Source organism: Streptomyces sp. NBC_00203 (assembly GCF_045206325.1).
Taxonomy (GTDB): Bacteria; Actinomycetota; Actinomycetes; order Streptomycetales; family Streptomycetaceae; genus Streptomyces; species Streptomyces lutosisoli.
Genome location: NZ_CP108126.1, coordinates 6,370,648 through 6,396,918, shown reverse-complemented (window position 1 = coordinate 6,396,918; position 26,271 = coordinate 6,370,648). Strand labels below are relative to the sequence as shown.

Below are 26,271 nucleotides of genomic sequence, written 5' to 3'. Positions count from 1 at the left end.
GCACGCGGGCATGGCAAAGGGGCCCGTACGACCGAAGTCGTACGGGCCCCTTCAGGAGCTCTAAGGAGCTACCAGGCAGTCAAGCCAACAAGAAACTACTTGTTGATCTTGGTGACCTGGCCGGCGCCCACGGTCCGGCCACCCTCACGGATGGCGAACTTCAGGCCCTCTTCCATGGCGACGGGCTGGATGAGCGTAACGGTCATCTCAGTGTTGTCGCCCGGCATGACCATCTCCGTGCCCTCGGGGAGGGTCACAACACCGGTCACGTCAGTCGTACGGAAGTAGAACTGCGGACGGTAGTTGTTGAAGAACGGCGTGTGGCGGCCACCCTCGTCCTTGGACAGGATGTAGGCCTGGGCCTCGAACTCGGTGTGCGGCGTGACCGAACCGGGCTTGATGATGACCTGGCCGCGCTCGACGTCCTCGCGCTTGATGCCACGGAGGAGCAGACCGACGTTCTCACCGGCCTGGCCCTCGTCGAGCAGCTTGCGGAACATCTCGATGCCGGTGACCGTGGTGGTGGTCTTCTCCTGCTTGATGCCGATGATGTCAACGGTCTCGTTGACCTTCAGGACACCACGCTCGATACGGCCGGTGACGACCGTACCGCGACCGGTGATCGTGAAGACGTCCTCGACGGGCATGAGGAACGGCTTGTCGACGTCACGCTCGGGGGTCGGGATCGCCTCGTCGACGGCGGCCATCAGGTCGAGGACCGTCTGGCCCCACTCCTTGTCGCCCTCGAGCGCCTTGAGCGCCGAGACCTTGACGACCGGCAGGTCGTCGCCCGGGAACTCGTACTCGGAGAGGAGCTCACGGACCTCGAGCTCGACGAGCTCCAGGATCTCCTCGTCGTCCACCATGTCGGCCTTGTTCAGGGCGACAACGATGTAGGGAACGCCGACCTGGCGGGCCAGGAGCACGTGCTCCTTGGTCTGCGGCATCGGGCCGTCGGTGGCGGCGACCACGAGGATGGCGCCGTCCATCTGCGCCGCACCCGTGATCATGTTCTTGATGTAGTCCGCGTGACCGGGGCAGTCGACGTGGGCGTAGTGACGCGTCTCGGTCTGGTACTCGACGTGCGCGATCGAGATCGTGATACCGCGCTGGCGCTCCTCAGGAGCCTTGTCGATCTGGTCGAAGGCCGAGGCCTCGTTCAGGTCCGGGTACGCGTCGTGCAGCACCTTGGTAATGGCGGCCGTGAGGGTCGTCTTACCGTGGTCGATGTGACCGATGGTGCCGATGTTGACGTGCGGCTTAGTCCGCTCGAACTTTGCCTTCGCCACTGGGTCCTCCTGCGGAGTGGTTCTGGTACGCCTTACTCATCGGCGCCAGGTGATCTTTGCTGGGATGCCGCCCGCCGGGGTTTTCCCTCCCGGGTCATCCCCGGCGGTCGGTGTCAAGCCTAAAGCGTGTAAACGGGGTGTGTTACTCGCCCTTGGCCTTCGCGATGATCTCCTCGGCGACGTTCCGGGGAACCTCGGCGTAGGAGTCGAACTGCATCGAGTAGCTTGCGCGACCCGAGGTCTTGCTGCGGAGGTCGCCGACGTAGCCGAACATCTCCGAGAGCGGCACCAGACCCTTGACGATCCGGGCACCCATCCGCTCCTCCATGGCCTGGATCTGGCCACGACGGGAGTTGATGTCGCCGATGACCTCACCCATGTAGTCCTCGGGCGTGGTGACCTCGACGGCCATCATCGGCTCAAGAAGCACGGGAGAAGCCTTGCGCGCGGCCTCCTTGAAGGCCTGCGAACCGGCGATCTTGAACGCGAGCTCGGAGGAGTCGACCTCGTGGTAGCCACCGTCGAGAAGAGTGACGCGGACGCCCGTCATCTCGTAGCCCGCCAGGATGCCGAACTGCATGGCCTCCTGCGCACCCGCGTCGACCGAAGGGATGTACTCCCTCGGGATGCGGCCACCGGTGACCTTGTTCACGAACTCGTACGCCGGACCGTCGGTCTCGGTGATCGGCTCGATCGCGATCTGCACCTTGGCGAACTGACCGGTACCACCGGTCTGCTTCTTGTGGGTGTAGTCGTGACGCTCGACGGCCTTGCGGATCGTCTCACGGTACGCGACCTGCGGCTTGCCGACGTTGGCCTCGACCCTGAACTCGCGCTTCATACGGTCGACCAGCACCTCAAGGTGCAGCTCGCCCATACCGCCGAGGATGGTCTGGCCCGTCTCCTCGTCCGAGTGAACGTGGAAGGAGGGGTCCTCCTCCGCGAGACGCTGGATGGCTACACCCAGCTTCTCCTGGTCACCCTTGGACTTGGGCTCGATGGCGACCTGGATGACCGGCGCCGGGAAGTCCATGGACTCCAGGATCACCGGGTTCTTGTCATCGCAGAGCGTCTCACCGGTCGTGGTCTGCTTCAGACCCATGACGGCGACGATGTCGCCGGCGCCCACCGCCTCGATCTCCTCACGCTTGTTCGCGTGCATGCGGTAGATCTTGCCGATGCGCTCCTTCTTGCCCTTGACGGAGTTCAGCACGGCGGTGCCGGTCTCCAGGCGGCCCGAGTACACCCGGACGAAGGTGAGCTTGCCCAGGTGCGGGTCGCTCATGATCTTGAACGCGAGCGCGGACAGCGGCTCGTCCACGGACGGCTTGCGCTTGACCACGACCTCGGAGTCCTTCACGTCGTGGCCCTCGATGGCCTCGACGTCAAGCGGGGTCGGGAGGTAGCGCACGACCGCGTCGAGCAGGGGCTGGACGCCCTTGTTCTTGAACGCGGTGCCACAGAACACCGGGGTGACCGTGACGTCGTTGGACTTGCCGGACGCGATGGTGACGCGACGGATCGCGGCGTACAGCTGCTCCTCGGTGGGCTCCTGGCCCTCCAGGAACAGCTCCATGATCTCGTCGTCGTGCTCCGCGACGGTCTCGACCAGCTTGCCGCGGTACTCCTCGGCAGCCTCAGCGTGCGTGGCGGGGATGTCGACGACGTCGTACATCTCGCCCTTCGCCGCCTCGGCGGACCACACGAGCGCCTTCATGCGGACCAGGTCCACAACGCCCTTGAAGTCCATCTCGGCACCGATCGGCAGCTGCATGATGATCGGAACGGCGCCAAGCCGGTCCTTGATCATGTCCACGCAGCGGTGGAACTCGGCGCCGGTGCGGTCCAGCTTGTTCACGAAGCAGATGCGCGGCACGCCGTAACGGTCGGCCTGACGCCACACCGTCTCGGATTGCGGCTCAACACCGGCGACACCGTCGAACACGGTGACGGCACCGTCGAGGACGCGGAGCGAACGCTCCACCTCGACCGTGAAGTCCACGTGACCCGGGGTGTCGATGATGTTGATGGTGTAGTCGTTGTCCTCAAGCGGCCAGTGACAGGTGGTGGCAGCAGAGGTGATCGTGATGCCACGCTCCTGCTCCTGCTCCATCCAGTCCATGGTGGCAGCGCCGTCGTGGACTTCACCGATCTTGTAGCTGACGCCGGTGTAGAAGAGGATCCGCTCGGTGGTGGTCGTCTTGCCCGCGTCGATGTGGGCCATGATCCCGATGTTGCGGACCCTGGCCAGGTCAAGTGAAGTGGTAGCCATAAGGCTTCGGTCTTCTCTCGGTCTCGATGGGGGTAGCGACTACCAGCGGTAGTGCGCGAAGGCCTTGTTGGACTCGGCCATCTTGTGGGTGTCCTCGCGCTTCTTCACAGCGGCACCAAGGCCGTTGGACGCGTCGAGAAGCTCGTTGAGCAGACGCTCGGTCATCGTCTTCTCGCGACGGGCGCGGGAGTAACCGACGAGCCAGCGCAGCGCGAGCGTGTTGGCGCGACCGGGCTTGACCTCGATCGGAACCTGGTACGTCGCACCGCCGACTCGGCGGGACTTGACCTCGAGGGTCGGCTTGATGTTCTCCAGAGCGCGCTTGAGCGTGATGACCGGGTCGTTGCCGGTCTTCTCGCGCAGGCCCTCCATGGCGCCGTAGACGATGCGCTCGGCGGTGGAGCGCTTGCCGTTCAGCAGCACCTTGTTGATCAGGGAGGTCACCAGAGGGGAACCGTAGACCGGGTCGATGATGACCGGGCGCTTCGGGGCGGGGCCCTTACGAGGCATTTCTACTTCTCCTTCTTGGCGCCGTAGCGGCTGCGGGCCTGCTTGCGGTTCTTGACACCCTGCGTGTCAAGCGAACCTCGGATGATCTTGTAGCGAACACCCGGCAGGTCCTTCACACGGCCACCACGCACGAGCACGATGGAGTGCTCCTGCAGGTTGTGTCCCTCACCCGGAATGTAAGCGGTGACTTCGATCCCGCTGGTCAGGCGCACACGCGCGACCTTACGCAGGGCCGAGTTCGGCTTCTTCGGGGTGGTCGTGAACACACGCGTGCAGACGCCGCGACGCTGGGGCGAACCCTCAAGTGCGGGCGTCTTGTTCTTCTCGACCTTGTCCTGCCGGCCCTTCCGGACCAGCTGCTGGATCGTAGGCACTACTTCTCCGGTTTCTGTGTGCCGATGGTGAAGCTAACCTGGAACGTCGCCGACCCACGCGGTCGGGTGTGTCGAAGCTGCAGACTCCCGCCGCGAGGCGGAAAGAGCGCAGAATACGGTGGCCGCCTACGGCTCCCCCTGTGCGGTTGAAGGCACGCACGGGAGCCAGGGCACACCCCAGGCACAAGGTCTGAGCGTACCTACCTCACGGACTTCGGTCAAAACAAATGCCGTGGGGCCCGACACGCCGGACTTGTCACGCTTCTCTTCGGCCGTTGCAGCCGGTCACTCTGTGAATATGTGCGGTTTCGCGGCGCTGACTATGAACCGTTCAGTACGTTGATCGATCGCGGGGATGAGGGACGGGGGACGGGGGACTTCATGACGGCCGCACACTTACCCGGGGACGAAGGCCTGGACGACCGGGTGCCGTTCCTGGCCCGCCTGGAGAGCGAGGACCGCTCCGCGCTGCTCTCCCTCGGCCACGAGCTCTCCTACGCCCCCCGCATGGTGCTCCTGCACCAGAGCGAGCCGTCCTCGCACGTACTGATCGTCACGCACGGCTGGACGAAGGTGACCGCGGCGGCCGCCAACGGTTACGAGGCGCTGCTCGCGCTGCGCGGCCCCGGCGACATCATCGGCGAGTCGGCGGCACTGACGGGCCGCCCCCGCTCGGCCACGGTCACCGCCCTGGAACCCGTCCGCACTGTCGCAGTCGTCCGCGAACACTTCACGGCCTTCCTCGCCCGCTCCCCCGCCGTTTCCTTCGCCCTCCTCGGCCTCACCTCCGACCGGACGCGCGCCGCCGACCGCCGCCGCCTGGAATTCGCCTCCATGAGCGTCCGCGAACGCTTCGCCGCCCTCCTCCTCGACCTCGCCCGCACCAACGGCCGCCGCACCGCCGAGGGCATCGAACTCTCCGTCCCCCTGAGCAAGCAGGAGCTGGCGGGGTCGGTGGGGGCGTCGCGGGAGATGGTCCAACGGTTGCTGAAGGAGTTGCGCGAGCGGGGGGCGGTCGTGACGGGGCGCCGGGCGATGGTGATCGTACGGATGGATGTACTACGCCAGATCGCCCGCGGCTGAGCCGTTCTCCGCCCCCCGCCGTTCGGTTGTGTGTCGGCTGCGGGTGGGTGGGGGCTGGTCTAAAAGATTGCGCAGTTCCCCGCGCCCCTAAGGCGCGGGGCTGCGCCCCGTGATCCCCCGCCCGCCCCGGTTCGTAGGCTGCGGGTGGGTGGGGGTTGCTCGCGCAGTTCCCCGCGCCCCTTAAGGGGCGCGGGGAACTGCGCAATCTTTTAGCGGGGGTCTGGGGGCGCAGGCCCCAGGGATGGGACGGGTAGGGGCGGCGGGGGCGAAGAACCGTGGCTCAAGTGACGCCCGCCGGGTTCTGTGCACCCCGTCACACTTCAAGTGGGAAATCCGCCCTCACACATCGCCCCCCGTGGCCGCCACCCTGCTTGCCAGGCAAGGCCCCCACCGAAAGGCGACCATGACCGACCCCGTGAGCCGGACCATCCTTCTGCTCGACATCGAGAAGTACAGCGACCGGGACGACGTCGAACAGGCCTATCTGCGGCGGATGTTGTACGACATCACCGACCGCACCCTGGAAAGCGCAGGCATCGACGAACGCCTGAGGCTCCGCGCCGACCGCGGCGACTCCGTGATGGAACTGATCGACGCCAACGCCTCGGTCACCGCCCTCCTCCGAGCCCTCCTCACCGAGGTCCCCGTCCAGCTGCGCGCGGTCAACCGCATGGCATCCAGCTCCGCCCAGATCCGCCTGCGCGGCGTCGTCGCCACGGGCTACGTCGCCATCGACGACCACGACGGCTGGGTCGGCTCCGACCTGAACCACGCCTGCCGCCTCCTCGACGCCCAGCTGCTGCGCGCGGCCCTGCGCGAGCGGGCGGACGACTTCGCCCTGTGCGTCTCGGAGGGCGTGCACACGGGGATCGTGCGCCACGGCCACCCAGGCATCCCGGCGGAAGACTTCCACCCGGTGACGGTGGACAGCAAGAACGGTGCGCTGCGGGCCTGGCTGCACGGCCCGGTACCGCACGGCGCCGACGAGCACAGCGGGACGCGCGGCACCGACGACCACAGTGAAAAGGGGGGAGCCCCGGCGCCGGGTGACTCGGGGGAGAGCCCGGCGCCGGGCGCGGAACCGCCCGCTTCCCCCGGACCTGCCGGCCCCGCCGGTTCCGCCAGTCCCGCCACCCCTCCCGGCGGCGTCGTCATCCAGTTCAACGGCGGCTCCCCCACCTTCGGCGGCAGCCTCGTCGGCGGCGACCAGCACGGCGTCTCCGGCGGCCAGGTCACCGGAGACGTACACCTGGGCGGGTCCGGGGGTGAGTCGGCGTGACGGTGCCCCCGCCCGCGGCGCCGGCCCCCGACGACGTACCACCGGCAGAGCCGAGAGAGCCGCACCGAACCGCCGAACCGCACCACGCCGACGGCGGCGACCACGGAAACGACCACGGCGAGGAGCCCGTGGAGCGGACCCAGGAGGCCCGGGCCGCGCAGCGCGAACTCGTCGCGCACACCCCGGGGTTCATCCTCGGCGAGGCCGCGTCCTTCGGCGGCAGCCTGGTCGGCGGCGACCAGCACGGCGTCTCCGGCGGTGTCGCCCGTGATGTGTTCATGGGCGGCAAGACGGAGATCCACCACCACGGCCCGGCTGCCTCGGCGGCCTACGCCTCCGGAGAGATCCCCGCACAGCAGCTCGACGCGCTGGCCGCGGTCTTCGTCGAGACCCCGGCGTTCACGGCCGCCCTGGCCCGGCTGCGCGAGGAACGCGTCCTCGTCCTCGCGGGCGCCCACTCCAGCGGCCGGTACGCGGCCGCCCGCATGCTGCTGCGCCGCCTGGGCGTCCCCGCCGTGCACGCCCTCTCCTCGGAGACGAGCCCCGCGGCCCTGGCCACCCACCTCTCCGCGCCGGGCGGCCATGTCCTGCGCGACCTGCCGCTGAGCCGCAATCGGCCGCTGCGGGACACCCAGCTGCTCGCGGCCCGCGACCAGCTCAAGAAGGTCGACGGGTATCTGGTGGTGACCGTCGAGAACACCCCGTTCCTGCTGGGAGTCACTCCGTCGCGCTGGGAGGCACCGGAGGCGGCGGCCGTGCTGCGCGCACACCTGACCGGCCACCGGGACATCGACGGTCTCCTCGCCCTCTCGCCCGTGCGCGACTTCCTCTCCCGCGGCGCCCACCGTCCCGCCGAGGCCGCCAAGTTCGCGGCGGAGGTGGCCGGCTACGACGGCAGCGAGGAAGCGGCGGCACGGCTCGCGGACTTCGGGCAGGCCGCGGTCGAGCAGCAGTGCCGGGAGTGGCTGAGCGACCCCGAAGCCACCCTGCGGGACAAGGCGTTCCTCATCTCGCTCGCCGTCTTCGACCAGGCCCCGTACGTCCTCGCCGCCGAACTCGCCGACAAGCTGTTCGTGCACTTCCAGCGCTTGCAGCACCCCGAACAGCCGCCGGAGATCCCGGTGTTCGGGCTGGCCGCCGAGACGCGCCTGGAGCGGGCGCGGGCCGCGGGGGAAGTGCGCGACGAGGCGACCGAATGGGGCGCGGTTCCGCAGTTCACGGCGTACTTCCGCAAGGAGAACACCCCGCGCGTCCTGCTCACCGAGGTGTGGACGGGCCATCCGTCGGCCCGGCCCGCGCTGGTCGCCTGGCTGAAGGAGCTGGCCCGCGACGGCCGCCCGGTCGTCCGGACCAGGGCCGCCGCGGCCACCGCGCTGCTCGCCCGTGCCGACCTGCCTTCGGCGGTGGCGCTGCTGATCGACGGCTGGGCCGTCTCCAAGGCCTTCGGCCCCCGGGTCACCGCGGCGAACACGCTCACGCTCGCCCAGCTCCTCGACGCGCCTGTCGTGCTGCGCCTGCTCACCCAGTGGTGCACGGACTCCCACTGGGCCCGCCGCTGGACCGCGATCCGCGCCTTCGGACTGCTCACACCGCTCCGCCCCGACCTCGCGGGGCCCGCACTGAGCGCGCTCGCCGCCCGGGCCCGCGCCGGGGGCAGCAGCCAGGCCGAGGCGGACAACCTGATCGATTCGACGGCCCTGCTGCTCTCCGTGGGCGTCCGGCGCGGCGAGATGCTCTCCGAGCTGGTGCGGCTGCTCCACCACGACACGGCCTCGGTCCGCGCGCTCGCGCTCGCCGCGTTCGTCCGTGCCTGCGACAACGACGAGGAGGACGCGCTCGTCGAGTGGTACGCCACCACGGGCATGTACGAGCCGGACTCGGCCCGCGACCTCGCCACCCTCTGGCGCACCGCGCTCGGCGACCGCACACACACCCGCGGGGCCCTGAACGCCCTGCACACCTGGGTGCACACCGCCGGACGCCGGGCGGACGCGGCCAACGCCCTGGAGTTCCTGCTGCCCGCGCTGGTCGTGACGGCGGACGACCACAAGCGCCTCAGCCACGAACTGCTCAACCTGCGCGCCCCGGACGGCGGCCCGCGCCCACCGATCGCCGACCGGCTGCTCGGCGTACTGATCCCCTCCACCACAGATCCAGATCCATCGAGGAGTTGAACCATGGCGGAGTTCCGCCGTCAGCCGGAGTGGCAGCAGGACGCCAACCGGCACAGCACACTGAGAGACCCCGTGCTGACCGTGAAGCCCATCTCGCGCTTCGACTACACCGCCCGGCGCCAGATGACCGCGATCGACCACGCGCTCGTCTTCGTCACCGCCAAGGGCTCGTACGACGTCTACATCCCGCCGCACCGGCCGAGCCGCTCGGACGCGGCGACCCGCCGCTACACCTCGGTGTACGAGGTGGACATGGGTAGCCACCCGGTGCAGCTGGACCTGGAACTGCCCAGCGACGACGACGCGTTCTCCTTCGGCGCCACGGCCGATCTGACCTGGCGGGTGGCGGATCCGATCGCGTACGTGGCGAGCGGTGAGCGTGACGTGCCCACGAGGCTGACCCGTGAACTCCACCAGTTCGCGCGGCCGGTCAGCCGCCGCTTCCCCATCGAGGACAGCCCGTCCGCCGAGCGCGCGGTCCAACAGGCCGTCGAGACAGGCGGTTTCGCGGCCGGCATCGGCCTCGCCGTGACCTGTGTCGTACGCCTTCGACTGGACGACGAGGCGATCGCGCACCGCAAGCGGCAGCGGAGTCTGCGCTACGAGTCCGAAATGCTCGACCCCGAGCACGAGTTCCGGCTGCGTCAGGCCCGGCAGCAGTACGAGCTGGAGGCCCTGCGCCAGCAGCAGAACCACCAGCTGATCACCGAGAAGATCAACTTCTACCAGTACCACCTCCAGCACGGCGGCGTCGGCGCCTGGGCCCTGCACCTCGCCCAGCACCCCGAGGACACCCAGCTGGTCGTCGGCTCCATCCAGAGAGACCAACTGTCCATCATCAAGACCCAGTTGGAACTGATCGCCGGGGACACCCTGGAGGACTTCCAGAGAGCCGAGTCCGCCCGCTCGACCCTGCGCGCCGTCAACGACCTGATCCAGCAGCAGACATCGCCGGCGCAGGACGGCGGCCAGGCGGCGCTGCCCGCGGGGGCGACACCCGGACAGCCGTACGTACCGCCGCAGCCGCCGTATCCGGGCCAGCCGTCCCACCCCGGCCAGCCGCCACAGCCCGGCGCACAGCCGTACGCGCCTCAGCCTCCCTACTCCGGTCAGCCTCCGTACGCCGGCCAGCCCCCGTACGCCGGTCAGGCCGCGCCGCCTCCCGCCCCTCCGCAGCAGCCGTACAGCCCGGCACCGCAGGACCGGCCACCGGCACCGCCGTACGCCCAGCAGCAGCCGCCAGGTGCCCCGTACGGCCCGTCGCAGCCGCCCAGCGCCCCCTACGCACCGCCGCCGCCGTACGCCGCCGCGGGCCCCGCCCCCGTCGTGCCCCCGGCCCCCGGCACGGGCGAGGCCGCCGCCGCCGACGTACCGCCGCAGGACTCCCCCGAAGCGGGGTCCGCGTGACCACCCCTGGCACCCTGCCCGCGACCGGTGGCGCCCGTACCGCCGAGCGGCTGCTCACCGAGTTGCGCGGCGAGATCGCCCGGGCCGACAGCAAGGCGTCCGTGCTGGTGGCGGCGCTCGGGATGACGGCGGGAGTGTTCAGCGGGCTGCTGGCCGGGCGGGACTGGACGCCGAGGGAACTGACCTGGGCCGGGACCGCCCTGTGGTGGGCCGGGGCCGCCGCTCTGGCGCTCTCCCTGTTCGCGCTGCTCCTCGCCGTACTCCCCCGCTACCGCCGCGGCTCCTGGGCGCCCGGCCAGCCGCTGTGCTACTTCGGCGACATCCAACAGGCCGTACGCGAGGGCCAGTTGGCCACCGCGCTCGCCGACACCGACCGCGACCCCGCCGCCGGACTCACGGCGGCGCTCACCGAGACCAGCCGTATCGCCGCCCGCAAGCACCAGTGGATCCGCACCGGCCTGATCGCCTTCTGCGCCGGCACGGCCCTGCTGCCCACCGCCCTGCTCATCGGCTGACGTCCCCAGACAGGAAGACCCGAAGGAGCCCCATGTCCCAGCCACCAGAACCGGCGTCCCCGGAGCCCCAGTACCCGGGCACGGCCACACCGCCGCCCGAGTACCCCGGCGCCTCCGCTCCCCCGCCCCAGTACCCGGGAGCCGGCACTCCCCCGCCCTCATACCCGGGAGCCGCGACCCCGCCGCAGTACCCCGGCGCCGCGACCCCGCCCCCGTACCCGTACCCAGGTGCCCCGGCCGCTCCCCCGTCCTACCCGCAGGCCACCCCCGCGCCGCCCCAGTACCCGACGGCTCCTCCCGCCTACCCCGGCGCGCCCCCGCAGCACCCGGGAGCCGCGGCTCCGTACCCCGGCCCCGCCCCGCAGTACCCCGCCCAGGCCCCGCAGCCGGCCCCCTTCGTGCCGCGGCCGGCCGTCGCGCCCGACGACCTCGACTACCGCCACGAGGGCTCCCGCGTCCACGTGGCGGCTCATCAGCGGGGTGCCGACGCCACGGCGATAGGGCAGCTGGCGACGCAGATCCCGGGTTTCCTGGTGAGCTTCGCCGTGGTCGCGGCGGTCGCGGTGCCCCTGTTCGGCTCGGTGGTGGGATGGCTGGTCGTGGTGGCCTGGCTGGCCTCCGGGGCCCTCGTCTTCCACCGGCCCACCGAGCTGCTGTTCGCCCGGCGCGTGATCAAGCTGCGGGCGCCGCTGGCGGAGGAGCGGGCGCGCCTGGAGCCGATCTGGCGCGAGGTCACCGCCCGCGCGGGCATCGAGGCCGACACGTACGAACTGATGGTGGAGAACAGCGACGACCTCAACGCGTCCGCGGTCGCCGGCCATGTCGTCAGCGTCACCACCTACTCGCTGAACCGGATCCCGAGCAGCAACCTCGCCGCCGTACTCGCCCATGAACTCGGTCACCACACCGGCGGTCACGCCTGGTCCGGGCTGCTCGGCTACTGGTACTCGCTGCCCGGCCGGATCGCCTGGGCGCTGACCCGGGGGCTCGCCCGGATCGCGCTCGCCGTCGCCAGTGTCTTCTCGCTGGCCGCGACCGGGATCCTGGTCCTCTTCATGGGGATGTTCGTGGTCGCGGGGTTCATCGTCGCCTGGTACATCACCATCCCCCTCGTCATCGCGCCCTACCTGCTCGCCTACGCCGGCCGCCTCGGCGAGCTGCGCGCCGACCAGCAGGCCGCGGCCCTCGGTTTCGCGACCGAGATGGCCCAGGTCCTGCACCACTTCCAGGCCGAGGAGGACGCGGCGAAGGCGTACGCCGCCGCGCAGGGCAAGAAGCTCAAGGAGCCGGGCGGGCTGGCCAAGCTCCTGACCAGCCACCCGGACAACTACACCCGGCTGCGCGCCCTGGAGCCGTACCTGCAACTGCCGCGCTGAGGCCGGCGAACGCCGAAGGGCGGCCACCCCGACTGGGGTGACCGCCCTTCGTACCTCCTACTGCTTACTGCCTACCGCTCACTGGTTGTACGGACCGTAGTCGTAGTCCTCCAGCGGGACGGCCTGGCCGGAGCCCGTGCCGAACGGCGAGTAGTCGATGTCGTCGTAGCCGACGGCCGAGTACATCGCGGCCTTGGCTTCCTCGGTCGGCTCGACCCGGATGTTGCGGTAGCGGGACAGACCCGTACCGGCCGGGATGAGCTTACCGATGATGACGTTCTCCTTGAGGCCGATCAGGGAGTCGGACTTGGCGTTGATCGCCGCGTCCGTCAGAACCCTGGTCGTCTCCTGGAAGGACGCCGCCGACAGCCACGACTCGGTCGCCAGCGAGGCCTTGGTGATACCCATCAGCTGCGGACGGCCGGAGGCCGGGTGGCCGCCTTCCTGGACCACACGACGGTTCTCGGTCTCGAACTTCGAACGCTCGACCAGCTCGCCGGGCAGCAGCTCCGCGTCGCCCGACTCGATGATCGTCACACGGCGCAGCATCTGCCGGATGATGATCTCGATGTGCTTGTCGTGGATCGACACACCCTGCGAGTTGTAGACCTTCTGGACTTCGCCGACCAGGTGGACCTGGACCGCGCGCTGACCGAGGATCCGCAGCACGTCGTGCGGGTTGGTCGCACCGAAGGTGAGCTTCTGGCCCACCTCGACGTGGTCGCCCTCGTGCACCATGACCTTGGCACGCTTCGAGATCGGGAACGCCGTCTCGTCGCTGCCGTCGTCCGGGGTGACGACGATCTTCTTGGTCTTCTCGGTCTCCTCGATACGGATGCGGCCGGCCGCCTCCGAGATCGGGGCGACACCCTTGGGCGTACGAGCCTCGAAGAGCTCGACGACACGGGGCAGACCCTGGGTGATGTCGTCACCGGCCACACCACCGGTGTGGAAGGTACGCATCGTCAGCTGCGTGCCGGGCTCACCGATGGACTGGGCGGCGATGATGCCGACCGCCTCACCGATGTCGACCAGCTTGCCGGTGGCCAGCGAACGGCCGTAGCACATGGCGCAGGTACCGACGGCGGACTCGCAGGTCAGGACCGAGCGGGTCTTGACCTCCTCGATGCCGTACTTGACGAGCTCGTCGATGAGGACGTCGCCGAGGTCGGTGTTGGCCGGGGCCAGCACCTTGCCGTCGACGGTGATGTCCTCGGCCAGCGCACGTGCGTACACGCTGGTCTCGACGTTCTCCGCCTTGCGCAGGACACCGTCCGCGCCGCGCTCCGCGATGTGCAGCTTGAGGCCACGGTCGGTGCCGCAGTCCTCCTCGCGGATGATGACGTCCTGGGAGACGTCGACCAGACGACGGGTGAGGTAACCCGAGTCGGCGGTACGGAGGGCCGTGTCCGCCAGACCCTTACGAGCACCGTGCGTCGAGATGAAGTACTCCAGCACCGACAGGCCCTCACGGAAGGAGGCCTTGATCGGACGCGGGATCGTCTCGTTCTTGGCGTTCGACACCAGACCACGCATACCGGCGATCTGACGCATCTGCATCATGTTTCCTCGGGCACCCGAGTCAACCATCATGAAGATGGGGTTCGTCTTCGGGAAGTTCGCGTTCATCGCCTCGGCAACCTCGTTGGTCGCCTTGGTCCAGATCGCGATGAGTTCCTGCGTGCGCTCGTCCTTGGTGATCAGACCGCGCTCGTACTGCTTCTGGACCTTCTCGTCCTGAGCCTCGTAGCCCTTGACGATCTCCTTCTTCGCCTCGGGGACGACGATGTCGGAGATGGCCACGGTGACGCCGGAGCGGGTGCCCCAGTAGAAGCCCGCCGCCTTCAGGTTGTCGAGCGTCGCCGCCACGATGACCTTGGGGTAGCGCTCGGCCAGGTCGTTGACGATCTCGCCGAGCTGCTTCTTGCCCACCGAGTAGTCGACGAACGGGTAGTCCTCGGGCAGCAGCTCGTTGAAGAGCGCACGGCCCAGAGTCGTACGGAGGCGGAAGGTGTCACCCTGCTGCCACTCCGGCTCGCCCTCTTCGCGCGCCGGCGGGGTCCAGCCGCGCGGCGGGATGGTGCCCACCGGGAAGCGGATGTCGACGGCCGACTGGAGCGCGAGCTCGCCGGCGTCGAACGCCATCGTCGCCTCGGCGGTGGAGCCGAACGCACGGCCCTCGCCCTTGACGTCGCGGAGTTCACCGTCGGTGGTGAGGAAGAACAGACCAAGAACCATGTCCTGGGTCGGCATGGTGACGGGGCGACCGTCAGCCGGCTTCAGGATGTTGTTCGAGGACAGCATCAGGATGCGGGCCTCGGCCTGCGCCTCCGCGGAGAGCGGCAGGTGCACGGCCATCTGGTCACCGTCGAAGTCCGCGTTGAACGCGGTGCAGACGAGCGGGTGGATCTGGATGGCCTTGCCCTCGACCAGCTGCGGCTCGAAGGCCTGGATGCCGAGGCGGTGCAGCGTGGGCGCACGGTTCAGCAGAACCGGGTGCTCGGCGATGACCTCTTCGAGGACGTCGTAGACGACCGTGCGGCCGCGCTCGACCATCCGCTTGGCGCTCTTGATGTTCTGCGCGTGGTTCAGGTCGACCAGGCGCTTCATCACGAACGGCTTGAAGAGCTCCAGCGCCATGGCCTTGGGCAGACCACACTGGTGCAGCTTCAGCTGCGGACCGACGACGATCACGGAACGCGCGGAGTAGTCCACACGCTTGCCGAGCAGGTTCTGACGGAATCGACCCTGCTTGCCCTTGAGCATGTCGGACAGCGACTTCAGCGGACGGTTGCCGGGGCCCGTGACCGGGCGACCACGACGGCCGTTGTCGAAGAGCGCGTCGACGGCCTCCTGAAGCATGCGCTTCTCGTTGTTCACGATGATCTCGGGGGCACCGAGGTCAAGGAGTCGCTTGAGGCGGTTGTTGCGGTTGATCACACGGCGGTACAGGTCGTTCAGGTCGGAGGTCGCGAAGCGGCCACCGTCCAGCTGCACCATCGGGCGAAGGTCCGGCGGGATGACCGGGACGCAGTCGAGGACCATGCCCTTGGGGCTGTTGGAGGTCTGCAGGAAGGCAGACACGACCTTCAGCCGCTTCAGCGCACGGGTCTTCTTCTGGCCCTTGCCGGTGCGGATGATCTCGCGGAGGCGCTCGGCCTCCTCCTCCAGGTCGAAGGACTCCAGGCGCTTCTGCAGCGCCGCAGCACCCATCGAACCGTCGAAGTACGTGCCGAAGCGGTCACGCAGCTCGCGGTAGAGGAGCTCGTCGCCCTCCAGGTCCTGGACCTTGAGGTTCTTGAAGCGGGTCCACACCTCGTCGAGACGGTCGATCTCGCGCTGCGCACGGTCACGCAGCTGCTTCATCTCACGCTCGGCACCTTCGCGCACCTTGCGGCGTACGTCGGCCTTGGCGCCCTCGGCCTCAAGCTCGGCCAGGTCGGTCTCGAGCTTCTTGGCGCGGGCTTCGAGGTCGGAGTCGCGACGGTTCTCGATCTGCTGACGCTCGACGGAGACGTGCGCCTCCAGCGAGGGCAGGTCACGGGTGCGGCGCTCGTCGTCGACGTACGTGATCATGTACGCCGCGAAGTAGATGACCTTCTCGAGGTCCTTCGGGGCGAGGTCGAGCAGGTAGCCCAGCCGCGACGGAACGCCCTTGAAGTACCAGATGTGGGTGACAGGAGCGGCCAGCTCGATGTGGCCCATCCGCTCACGACGCACCTTGGCGCGAGTGACCTCGACGCCACAGCGCTCACAGATGATGCCCTTGAAGCGGACGCGCTTGTACTTGCCGCAGTAGCACTCCCAGTCCCGGGTCGGACCGAAGATCTTCTCGCAGAAGAGTCCGTCCTTTTCGGGCTTGAGGGTGCGGTAGTTGATGGTCTCGGGCTTCTTGACCTCGCCGTGGCTCCACTGACGGATGTCGTCAGCGGTGGCCAGACCGATCCGGAGCTCATCGAAGAAGTTGACGTCGAGCACTATGCGTCAATCCCTCTCAGGGTTGTAAGTCTTAGGGGTCTGATACGGGGGTCCTGGGGCCGGCGGGCCTTCGTCACCTTTTCCACAGGTGGTCGAAGGCCCGTCGGACTCCCGTCAGACCTCTTCGACGCTGCTCGGCTCGCGCCGGGACAGGTCGATGCCGAGCTCCTCCGCCGCGCGGAAGACGTCCTCGTCGGTGTCACGCATTTCGATGGACATACCGTCGCTGGACAGCACCTCCACGTTGAGGCAGAGAGACTGCATCTCCTTGATGAGCACCTTGAAGGACTCGGGGATGCCGGGCTCGGGGATGTTCTCGCCCTTGACGATGGCCTCGTAGACCTTCACGCGGCCGGTCACGTCGTCGGACTTGATGGTCAGCAGCTCCTGGAGGGCGTACGCGGCGCCATAAGCCTCCAGCGCCCACACCTCCATCTCACCGAAGCGCTGGCCACCGAACTGGGCCTTACCACCCAGCGGCTGCTGGGTGATCATCGAGTACGGACCGGTCGACCGGGCGTGCAGCTTGTCGTCGACCAGGTGGTGGAGCTTGAGGATGTACATGTAGCCGACCGAGACCGGCTCCGGGAACGGCTCGCCGGAGCGGCCGTCGAACAGCGGCGCCTTGCCGGTCGGGAGGACCATGCGCGAGCCGTCGCGGTTCGGGATGGTGTGCTGCAGCAGACCCGCGAGCTCGTCCTCACGCGCACCGTCGAAGACGGGGGTGGCGACGTTGGTGCCCGGGGCGACCACGTCGGCCTCGATGGCCTGCAGGCGCTGCGCCCAGTCGTCGGCGAGGCCGGAGACGTCCCAGCCGCGGCTGGCGAGCCAGCCGAGGTGGATCTCCAGAACCTGTCCCGGGTTCATTCGGGACGGCACACCGAGCGGGTTGAGGATGATGTCGACCGGAGTTCCGTCCTCGAGGAACGGCATGTCCTCGATAGGAAGGATCTTCGAAATAACACCCTTGTTGCCGTGGCGGCCGGCGAGCTTGTCACCGTCCGTGATCTTGCGCTTCTGCGCCACGTAGACACGAACCAGCTGGTTCACGCCCGGCGGCAGCTCGTCGCCCTCTTCACGGTCGAAGACGCGGACGCCGATGACCTTGCCGATCTCGCCGTGCGGCACCTTCAGCGAGGTGTCGCGCACCTCGCGCGCCTTCTCACCGAAGATCGCGCGGAGCAGGCGCTCCTCCGGGGTCAGCTCGGTCTCACCCTTGGGCGTGACCTTGCCGACCAGGATGTCGCCGGCGACGACCTCGGCACCGATGCGGATGATGCCGCGCTCGTCGAGGTCGGCGAGGACCTCTTCGGAGACGTTCGGGATGTCCCGGGTGATCTCCTCGGGGCCGAGCTTGGTGTCACGGGCGTCGACCTCGTGCTCCTCGATGTGGATCGAGGAGAGGACGTCGTCCTGCACGAGGCGCTGCGACAGGATGATCGCGTCCTCGTAGTTGTGACCCTCCCACGGCATGAACGCCACGAGCAGGTTCTTGCCGAGCGCCATCTCGCCGTTCTCGGTCGCCGGACCGTCGGCCAGAACCTGGCCGGCGATGACCCGGGCGCCCTCGTCCACGACAACCTTCTGGTTGACGGAGGTGCCCTGGTTCGAGCGGGAGAACTTGTGCAGGCGGTACGTGGTGTACGTGCCGTCGTCGTTGGCGGTGGTGACGTAGTCCGCGGAGACCTCCTGGACCACACCGTCCTTCTCCGACTTGAGTACGTCGCCGGCGTCGACGGCGCAGCGGTACTCCATGCCGGTGCCGACGAGCGGCGCCTCGGACTTAATCAGCGGCACGGCCTGACGCATCATGTTCGCGCCCATGAGGGCACGGTTGGCGTCGTCGTGCTCGAGGAACGGGATCATGGCGGTCGCGACCGACACCATCTGGCGCGGCGAGACATCCATGTAGTCGACGTCGTCGCCCGGGATGTAGTCGATCTCGCCGCCACGGCGGCGGACCAGGACGCGGGACTCCTCGAAGCGCATGTCCTCGGAGAGGATCGCGTTCGCCTGGGCGATGACGAATCGGTCCTCTTCGTCGGCCGTCAGGTAGTCGACGTCGTCGGTGACGACGCCTTCGACGACCTTGCGGTACGGCGTCTCGACGAAGCCGAACGCGTTGACCCGGCCGTACGAGGCGAGCGAACCGATCAGGCCGATGTTCGGGCCTTCAGGCGTCTCGATCGGGCACATGCGGCCGTAGTGCGACGGGTGCACGTCACGGACCTCGAAGCCGGCCCGCTCACGGGAGAGACCACCCGGGCCAAGCGCCGACAGACGGCGCTTGTGGGTGAGACCCGACAGCGGGTTGTTCTGGTCCATGAACTGCGACAGCTGGCTGGTGCCGAAGAACTCCTTGATGGAGGCGACGACCGGCCGGATGTTGATCAGGGTCTGCGGCGTGATCGCCTCGACGTCCTGAGTCGTCATGCGCTCGCGGACGACGCGCTCCATACGAGCCAGACCCGTGCGGACCTGGTTCTGGATGAGCTCGCCGACGTTGCGCAGACGACGGTTGCCGAAGTGGTCGATGTCGTCGGTCTCGACGACGATCGAAGCGCCGTTGTCACCAACGGTCTCGGTCTCACCGGCGTGCAGCTTCACCAGGTACTTGATCGACGAGATGATGTCCTCGACGGTCAGGATCCCGGCGTCCAGCGGCGCTTCGCTGCCGAGCTTCTTGTTCACCTTGTAGCGGCCGACCTTCGCGAGGTCGTAGCGCTTCGGGTTGAAGTAGAGGTTCTCGAGCAGCGTCTGCGCAGCCTCACGGGTCGGGGGCTCGCCCGGACGCAGCTTGCGGTAGATGTCGAGCAGCGCGTCGTCCTGGCCCTGGGTGTGGTCCTTCTCCAGGGTGGCGCGCATGGACTCGTACTCGCCGAACTCCTCGAGGATCTGCTCGGTGGTCCAACCAAGAGCCTTCAGGAGAACGGTGACGGACTGCTTGCGCTTGCGGTCGATGCGGACACCGACCATGTCGCGCTTGTCGATCTCCATCTCCAGCCAGGCACCCCGGGACGGGATGACCTTCGTGGAGAAGATGTCCTTGTCGGACGTCTTGTCGATGGAGGAGTCGAAGTAGACACCCGGCGAGCGGACGAGCTGCGACACCACGACACGCTCGGTGCCGTTGATGACGAAGGTGCCCTTGTTGGTCATGAGCGGGAAGTCGCCCATGAAGACCGTCTGGGACTTGATCTCGCCGGTCTCGTTGTTGGTGAACTCGGCGGTGACGAAGAGCGGCGCGGAGTACGTGAAGTCACGGTCCTTGCACTCGTCGATGGAGTTCTTCGGAGGCTCAAAGCGGTGGTCGCGGAAGGTCAGCGACATCGACCCGGAGAAGTCCTCGATCGGAGAGATCTCCTCGAAGATCTCTTCCAGACCGGACTTCGTGGGGACGTCCTGTCCACTGTCCAGAGCCGCCTCGACACGAGCCTTCCACGCGGCGTTGCCGAGCAGCCAGTCGAAGCTCTCGGTTTGCAGCGCAAGAAGGTTCGGAACCTCGAGGGGCTCCTTGATCTTTGCAAAGGAGATGCGCAGCGGGGCGGTGCTGGCGCCGTTGTTCATATTCGCGGTCGAGGCAGTGCGCGAGGCGGCCAAGAGGGGGTCCTTCCGAGGGCTCGGACTCACTACGCGCGTACCGGCCCCCCACTGGGACACAGAGACAGGCCGTTCCTGATTCAGCCGGATAAGGCCAGGTCAGGGATGATCAAGTCATCGGTGTCAAGCGAGGGCATGCCCCTGGTGACGGGCAGGAGGCAGCTAACAGGCAGCGCAAAGGGTCAGTGTAGCCACAAGGCCCACTGATGTCCAGTCCCGGTTTTTTGAGACCCTCGTTGTTCTCAACACCTGCGGCAAGCCACGCCCTCAATGCACATCGATACTGCCCTCTTCGCCGTCGATCCATGCCTCGGATCCGGATCGTTGTGACGACGCGTCCTGAGAATTGCGCGCTGCGTGCGGTTCGTCAAGGCCCCCCATGCCTTGAGCAAGTGCTGCGATCGTCACGTGCCGCCTGTCTTGCAACCCGTCCTGCAGCCCGTCACGGGCGGCTGGAGACACGAACGAAGATCACCATACTCGTCGCGACCGACAGCGCAAGGCAGCCGCTACGGGGACCCCTGGAACGCCGAAGAGCGACCACCCAGATGGGTGATCGCTCTTCAGTGCGTCAGCGTTACAGCGCTACTTGAGCGGCTGTGTCAGCCCGCGAGAGGAGTCGTGACGACTCGTCGGGTCACTTGACCTCGACGGAGGCGCCGGCGCCCTTGAGGGACTCGGCAGCCTTCTCGGCGGCCTCCTTGGCGACCTTCTCGAGGACCGGCTTCGGAGCGCCGTCGACGAGGTCCTTGGCCTCCTTCAGACCCAGCGAGGTCAGCTCACGCACGACCTTGATGACCTGGATCTTCTTCTCGCCGGCACCCGTGAGGATGACGTCGAACTCGTCCTGCTCCTCAGCGGCCTCGGCCGGGGCGCCGGCAACGGCGGGACCCGCAACGGCGACCGCGGCGGCGGCGGTGACGTCGAACTTCTCCTCGAAGGCCTTCACGAACTCGGCGAGCTCGATGAGGGTGAGGTTCTCGAACTGCTCGAGCAGCTCTTCCTGGGACAGCTTCGCCATGATGGCGTCCTTCCACTAATTCGGCAGGTGCCGGATGTACTGGTGAGGCGGGCGTACGTTCGGCCCGCTACGACCGTCGCCTCAGGCGGCGGTCAATGCGCGAGCCGAATTACTCGGCACCGCCCTGCTCGGCCTGCTTGGCACGAAGCGCCTCCGCGGTGCGGACGAACTTCGAGGGGAGCGCCTGGAAGAGCGAGGCAGTCTGGGACTGCTTGCCCTTGAACGCACCGGCCAGCTTGCTGAGCAGAACCTCGCGGGACTCGAGGTCCGCAAGCTTCTTGATCTCGTCGGCGGACAGCGCCTTGCCGTCAAGGACACCGCCCTTGATGACGAGGTTCGGGTTGTCCTTGGCGAAGTCACGAAGACCCTTCGCCGACGTCACCGGGTCACCGGTGATGAAGGCGACCGCCGTCGGACCGTTGAACAGGTCGTCGAGCGTGGAGATCCCGGCCTCGTTGGCCGCGATCTTGGTCAGCGTGTTCTTCACCACGGCGTACTGGGCGTCTTCACCGAGCGAACGACGCAGCGTCTTGAGCTGCGCCACGGTGAGACCCCGGTACTCGGTCAGCACAGCGGCGTTCGAGCTACGGAACTGGTCCGCGAGCTCGGCTACCGCGGCAGCCTTGTCGGGCCTTGCCATAAGCGTGGCCTCCTTCCGGGTGATGAGGACCGCTCAGAAGGGGCTGTCAAAACGAAACGCCCCGGCGCAGGCGCACGGGGCGTAGCTCGACCGGTACGTCCGCAAGCTGGGCATGCGAACCCCGGGAGCACTTCCACGGTCACCTACGCGGGTCGTCCGCAGTTTCAGCGGATCCTTCGGCCACCCCGCCCTCTTACGAGCGCAAGGCAACGACCAGCGGTCTTTGGCTTCTGGGGAAGAGTACGTGAAGGGGTCACTGTCAAGCAAATCCGCCCAGCACGGCCCTGGCTCAGCCCTTCTGGGCGCCCTTCATCGCCTGGGCGAGGTCGACCGTGTCCTTGGCGGCCGGGGCCTTGATGGTCACCGGCTTGTTGTAGTCGAGGAAGGTCATGGTGACGTCGAACGGGCCCTTGTCGGCGGCGGCGCGCACCCGGAACTGCTTGGTGTGGTCGTCCGGACCGATCCACAGGTCCATCGTGAGCTTGTCGGCGCCCATCTCCTCGTACTGCTTGAGGTTCTTCTCGCGCCGCTCCCGCACCGCCTTGTCCTTGGTCTTCAGGTCCGCGCGGATGGCGTCGAGGGTCACCGTTCCCTTGTAGTGGGTGGTCCGGACGCCGCCGACCTTCTCGGTGCCGACCTTCTTCACGTCCTTGGAGCCGGCCAGGAAGCCGGCCTCCTGGGCCGGGTTCTTGCCGGTCTCGTCCCGCCACTTGGTGGTGTCGAACGTCATCCCGCCGGACGTGCGGCTGTGCCCGGACAGGTCGAACTTCATCCAGTGCTTGCCGCCCGACCCCCCGACGGGTTCGGCGCCCCCGCCCATGTACAGCACCCCGTCGACCAGCCGCATCTCGACGCTCTTCCCCTTGTCGGGCCCGTCCAGCGCGGCCGTCCTCAGGCTCATGGCCGACGGTTTCAGGCTCAGCGCCCCCTCGCCCCCGACCCTGCCCTCCTGCGGGACCCGGCCCGACATGCGGTAGCGGAGGGAGGTGATGTCGTCCGCGTTCTTCGCCGCCTTGGCGACGGCCGCCGCGGGCGACATCTTGGGCGACTCCCCCGCGTCGCTCTTCGTACAGGCGACGCCGCCCCCGCCGAGGACCAGGACGGCGAGCGTCACGCCCGCCGCCCTGCGCCGCACGGCCGCATCCACAGAAAACCCCATAATTCCCCCCAGGAAACAAATGGTCGATTCACAGACAGTCGGCCGTGAGCGTAGCCCAGGGGGTTCAGGCGGTCTTCTGAGTTCTGTGGGGTTCAGGAGGTTCGATCCGGAGGTGCGATCAGGAGATCGCGATCAGGAGGTGGTGCCGCCCGTGCTCTGCGCCTTCAGCAGGTCCTTGAAGTCGGCGGTGTCGCTCGCCGGGGGCTCCGTGGCGGAGACCTTCACGCCGTAGTCGCTGTAGTACGCCGTCGAGGACATCGTGCCGCTGGACAGCTCGCCCTTCTCGACCTTCTTGACCAGCAGGTTGTCGCCGTTGACCCAGATGTCGACCTTCTCCGTGGTGACGCCGGCCGCCGTGAGCTGCTTCTTCAGGTCGGCCAGCTGGCTCGCGCTGAGGTTGGAGGTCTTGGTCGCCAGGTCCGCCACGTTCACCGTGCCCGAGTAGTGCGTGGTCTGCTCACCGCGCACCCTGTCCTCGCCGACCTTCTTGACGTCGCCGGAGGCCAGCAGGAGCTTCACCGACTGGTTCGGCGTGGTGTTCTGCATCTGGTCCTTCAGAAACGCGCCTGAGCCCCCGCCGAGCTTTGCCAGGTCGTCGTACGCGTACTTGATCCAGTGCTTGCCGCCCGCCTGCTCTGCGAACTTGTCGCCCATCTTCGCGTAGTAGGCGTCTGGCAGATAGCGAGCCTGAATTGAAGTACTGCCCAGCTGACGCATCATCTCGGCGGACGTGCCGCCCGTGTACGTGATCGTGGCGTTGCCGGTGTTGTGACCATCGGCCCATTGAAGGGCGCCGTCTATCTTGACGGACGTCATCGTGCCCAGGGTCGTCGTGGAGTCGAATTTGACGGAATCCGCATTGTCGGTGGATTTATCAACGGAGCGCAGGGCGGCTATCGGGCTGACGTGCGTCGTGCCCTTGTGCACCGCCTTGTCGTCCTTGCCGGAGCTCCCCGAGCCGCCGGAGGAACCACAGGCGGCCACCCCCGCCAGAGCGGTCGTCAGCGCGATCGAAAGGGTCACGCGGCGCACGGTCGTGCTCTTCATTGGTCCCCACCCCTATGCGAATCCTGTGCTCTGCACGCTAGCGCAGCCCACTGACACTCGTATCCGGAATATCGTCCGCGGGTTCGCCCCGGGAACGTCTCCGGAAAAGGAGACGGGCCCCGCACCTCGAAAGGTTGCAGGGCCCGTGTCAAGAACGCGTACGCGACGCGGTCACCAGGGTGAGCGGGAGGCTCAGACGGCGGCCGGGTCCTCCTCGACGAGGAGGTTGCGGGTGCGGTTCGAGTCGAGCTGAATGCCGGGGCCGATCGTGGTGCTGATCGTGGCCTTCTTGATGTAGCGACCCTTGGCGGCCGACGGCTTCAGACGAAGGATCTCGTCCAGCGCGGCGCCGTAGTTCTCCACCAGCTTGGTCTCGTCGAACGAGGTCTTGCCGATGATGAAGTGCAGGTTCGAGTGCTTGTCGACGCGGAACTCGATCTTGCCGCCCTTGATCTCGGTCACAGCCTTGGCGGTGTCCGGGGTCACGGTGCCGGTCTTCGGGTTCGGCATCAGGCCACGGGGACCGAGCACGCGGCCCAGGCGGCCGACCTTGCCCATGAGGTCCGGGGTGGCGACGACGGCGTCGAAGTCCAGACGGCCCTTCGCGACCTCGTCGATGAGCTCGTCGGAGCCGACGATGTCGGCACCCGCGGCGAGTGCGGCCTCGGCACGGTCACCGGTCGCGAAGACCAGGACCCGGGCGGTCTTACCGGTGCCGTGCGGGAGGTTCACGGTGCCACGGACCATCTGGTCGGCCTTGCGCGGGTCGACACCCAGGCGGAAGGCGACCTCGACGGTGCCGTCGAACTTCGAGGTGGAGGTCTCCTTGGCGAGACGGACGGCCTCGAGCGGGGCGTAAAGCTTCTCCCGGTCGATCTTGGCGTCCGCAGCGCGGAGAGACTTGCTGCGCTTGCTCACTGCTGCTCCTGATGTGTTCTGAGGAGTCGTGGTGCGGACCGAGCAGGCCCTGCCACGTGCGGCCGAAGCCGCATGGTTCCTACGAAGGTGGGTGTCAGCCCTCGACCGTGATGCCCATGGAACGGGCGGTGCCGGCGATGATCTTCGACGCGGCGTCCAGGTCGTTGGCGTTGAGGTCGGGCAGCTTGGTCGTGGCGATCTCGCGGACCTGCGCCTGGGTGATCTTGGCGACCTTGGTCTTGTGCGGCTCGCCGGAGCCCTTCTCGACACCCGCGGCCTTGAGGATCATCTTCGCGGCCGGCGGAGTCTTGGTCACGAAGGTGAAGGAACGGTCCTCGTAGACCGTGATCTCCACCGGGATGACCCAGCCACGCTGCGACTCGGTCGCGGCGTTGTAGGCCTTGCAGAACTCCATGATGTTGACGCCGTGCTGACCGAGCGCGGGGCCGACCGGCGGGGCCGGGTTCGCCGCACCGGCGTTGATCTGGAGCTTGATAAGCCCCGTGACCTTCTTCTTCTTGGGAGGCATTCCGGGTCCTCTTTCGTTTTCGCCTTCCTACGTCCGAGTCGCCCCGGACGGCTGCCTTCAACCGAGGTGATGATCCGGATGGAGGCATACCGCACAACGATAACGGGTATCCATGTGCAGCTAAAAACCGAGCAGGTCAGACCGGCTGTGACAGCCCGTCTGACCTGTTCGGAAGACGTACGTCCAGAAGGAGCTAGTTCTTCTGGATCTGGTCGAAGGAGAGCTCGACCGGGGTCTCGCGGCCGAAGATCTCGACGAGGCCCTTGACCTTCTTCGAGTCGGCGTTGATCTCGTTGATGGTGGCCTGCAGCGTGGCGAACGGGCCGTCCGTGACGGTGACCGAGTCGCCGACCTCGAAGTCCAGCACCTGGACCTCGAGCTTGCGCTGCGGGACGGGCTTGCCCTCGGCCTCGGCGGCCTCGCGGGCGGCCTTCTCCTCGGCCTCCGGGGCGAGCATCTTGACGATCTCGTCCAGGGTCAGCGGGTACGGGTCGTAGGCGTTACCCACGAAGCCGGTGACGCCGGGGGTGTTGCGGACGACGCCCCAGGACTCGTTCGTCAGGTCCATGCGGACCAGGACGTAGCCCGGGAGCTTGTTCTGCTTGATCGTCTTGCGCTCGCCGTTCTTGATCTGCGCGACCTCTTCCTGCGGCACCTCGGCCTGGAAGATGAAGTCCTCGACGTTCAGCGAGACGGCGCGCTGCTCGAGGTTGGTCTTCACGCGGTTCTCGTAACCGGCGTACGTGTGGATGACGTACCACTCGCCGGGGAGCGTGCGCAGTTCCTCGCGCAGGGCGGTGACGGGGTCGACGGGCTCGGCCTCTTCTTCGGCCTCTTCCTCGTCGGCGTCCTCGGCCTCGACGGCGAGGTCCTCCTCGGAGACGTCCTCGTCCTCGACGTCCTCACCGGACTCGTCCTCGACGTGCAGGGCCGCTTCCTCGGCGGGCTCGCCGGCGGCGGCGTCGGCAGCCTCGACCTCGTCGTCCTCGACGTCCGCGCCCTCGACGATGTCGAGTTCGTCGTCTACGGACTCGACCGACTCGATGGCGTCGTTCAGGTTCGGGTCAGACACGGTGGCTGCTTCTTCCTGGATACATGGG

Annotated in this window: 19 protein-coding genes; 6 read left to right on the top strand and 13 right to left on the bottom strand. The window is 67.7% G+C overall.

All coding sequences use genetic code 11. From position 1 onward, the window contains the following. Positions 1–95: 95 nt before the first annotated feature. The 4 genes from tuf to rpsL form a co-directional block, all read right to left on the bottom strand. The gene (gene tuf / locus OG975_RS28675) at positions 96–1,289 is read right to left on the bottom strand and encodes an elongation factor Tu (RefSeq protein ID WP_327430976.1); all 1,194 of its coding nucleotides are present in this window, start codon (positions 1,287–1,289) and stop codon (positions 96–98) included. A gap of 142 nt (positions 1,290–1,431) precedes the next feature. Then, positions 1,432–3,561, bottom strand: a complete 2,130-nt coding sequence (fusA, locus tag OG975_RS28670) for an elongation factor G (protein WP_327430975.1) — start codon at positions 3,559–3,561, stop codon at positions 1,432–1,434. 39 nt (positions 3,562–3,600) lie between these two features. Then, a complete protein-coding gene (gene rpsG, locus OG975_RS28665) occupies positions 3,601–4,071 on the bottom strand; it encodes a 30S ribosomal protein S7 (RefSeq protein ID WP_003974303.1) in 471 nt (156 codons plus the stop codon). 2 nt (positions 4,072–4,073) lie between these two features. After that, positions 4,074–4,445 carry a 30S ribosomal protein S12 gene (gene rpsL / locus OG975_RS28660; RefSeq protein ID WP_003948652.1) on the bottom strand — a complete coding sequence of 124 codons (372 nt, stop codon included), beginning with the start codon at positions 4,443–4,445 and terminating at the stop codon, positions 4,074–4,076. Positions 4,446–4,826: 381 nt separating this feature from the next. Here rpsL and OG975_RS28655 point away from each other — a divergent pair, with 381 nt between their 5' ends. The 6 genes from OG975_RS28655 to OG975_RS28630 all read left to right on the top strand — a co-directional run bounded on the left by OG975_RS28655 (position 4,827) and on the right by OG975_RS28630 (position 12,279). Continuing rightward, the gene (locus OG975_RS28655) at positions 4,827–5,528 is read left to right on the top strand and encodes a Crp/Fnr family transcriptional regulator (RefSeq protein ID WP_406332272.1); all 702 of its coding nucleotides are present in this window, start codon (positions 4,827–4,829) and stop codon (positions 5,526–5,528) included. Between the two features lie 403 nt (positions 5,529–5,931). Continuing rightward, positions 5,932–6,807, top strand: a complete 876-nt coding sequence (locus OG975_RS28650; RefSeq protein ID WP_406332271.1) for a hypothetical protein — start codon at positions 5,932–5,934, stop codon at positions 6,805–6,807. Next, on the top strand, positions 6,804–8,981 hold the full coding sequence (locus OG975_RS28645) for a hypothetical protein (RefSeq protein ID WP_406332270.1): 2,178 nt from the start codon (positions 6,804–6,806) through the stop codon (positions 8,979–8,981). The genes OG975_RS28650 and OG975_RS28645 overlap by 4 nt, the downstream gene beginning before the upstream one ends. Before the next feature lie 3 nt (positions 8,982–8,984). Further along, the gene (locus OG975_RS28640) at positions 8,985–10,388 is read left to right on the top strand and encodes a PE-PGRS family protein (protein WP_406332269.1); all 1,404 of its coding nucleotides are present in this window, start codon (positions 8,985–8,987) and stop codon (positions 10,386–10,388) included. Next, positions 10,385–10,903 (top strand): Pycsar system effector family protein, encoded by a 519-nt coding sequence (locus OG975_RS28635; protein ID WP_406332268.1) that lies wholly within the window; start codon positions 10,385–10,387, stop codon positions 10,901–10,903. Before OG975_RS28640 ends, OG975_RS28635 begins: the two co-directional genes overlap by 4 nt. A gap of 32 nt (positions 10,904–10,935) precedes the next feature. Then, positions 10,936–12,279 carry a M48 family metalloprotease gene (locus OG975_RS28630; protein ID WP_406332266.1) on the top strand — a complete coding sequence of 448 codons (1,344 nt, stop codon included), beginning with the start codon at positions 10,936–10,938 and terminating at the stop codon, positions 12,277–12,279. Between the two features lie 78 nt (positions 12,280–12,357). On the opposite strand, the gene OG975_RS28625 is transcribed toward OG975_RS28630, so the two are convergent. The 9 genes from OG975_RS28625 to nusG form a co-directional block, all read right to left on the bottom strand. Further along, on the bottom strand, positions 12,358–16,257 hold the full coding sequence (locus tag OG975_RS28625) for a DNA-directed RNA polymerase subunit beta' (RefSeq protein WP_406332264.1): 3,900 nt from the start codon (positions 16,255–16,257) through the stop codon (positions 12,358–12,360). Positions 16,258–16,371: 114 nt separating this feature from the next. After that, complete coding sequence (gene rpoB / locus OG975_RS28620; RefSeq protein WP_406332262.1) at positions 16,372–19,857, bottom strand: DNA-directed RNA polymerase subunit beta; 3,486 nt, start codon at positions 19,855–19,857, stop codon at positions 16,372–16,374. 637 nt (positions 19,858–20,494) lie between these two features. After that, entirely contained in the window at positions 20,495–20,878 is a 384-nt protein-coding gene (gene rplL / locus OG975_RS28615; RefSeq protein ID WP_361676750.1) for a 50S ribosomal protein L7/L12, read from the bottom strand. A 109-nt stretch (positions 20,879–20,987) separates the two neighbouring features. After that, complete coding sequence (gene rplJ / locus OG975_RS28610) at positions 20,988–21,518, bottom strand: 50S ribosomal protein L10 (protein ID WP_406332260.1); 531 nt, start codon at positions 21,516–21,518, stop codon at positions 20,988–20,990. A gap of 289 nt (positions 21,519–21,807) precedes the next feature. Next, positions 21,808–22,677 (bottom strand): DUF1396 domain-containing protein, encoded by an 870-nt coding sequence (locus tag OG975_RS28605; protein WP_406332258.1) that lies wholly within the window; start codon positions 22,675–22,677, stop codon positions 21,808–21,810. 132 nt (positions 22,678–22,809) lie between these two features. Further along, complete coding sequence (locus OG975_RS28600) at positions 22,810–23,724, bottom strand: hypothetical protein (protein WP_406332256.1); 915 nt, start codon at positions 23,722–23,724, stop codon at positions 22,810–22,812. 192 nt (positions 23,725–23,916) lie between these two features. Beyond that, entirely contained in the window at positions 23,917–24,642 is a 726-nt protein-coding gene (gene rplA / locus OG975_RS28595; protein WP_330306688.1) for a 50S ribosomal protein L1, read from the bottom strand. 94 nt (positions 24,643–24,736) lie between these two features. Continuing rightward, positions 24,737–25,171, bottom strand: coding sequence for a 50S ribosomal protein L11 (rplK, locus tag OG975_RS28590; RefSeq protein ID WP_019072313.1), 435 nt, complete (start codon positions 25,169–25,171; stop codon positions 24,737–24,739). A gap of 193 nt (positions 25,172–25,364) precedes the next feature. Continuing rightward, positions 25,365–26,243 carry a transcription termination/antitermination protein NusG gene (gene nusG / locus OG975_RS28585; RefSeq protein WP_406332254.1) on the bottom strand — a complete coding sequence of 293 codons (879 nt, stop codon included), beginning with the start codon at positions 26,241–26,243 and terminating at the stop codon, positions 25,365–25,367. Positions 26,244–26,271 lie beyond the last annotated feature (28 nt).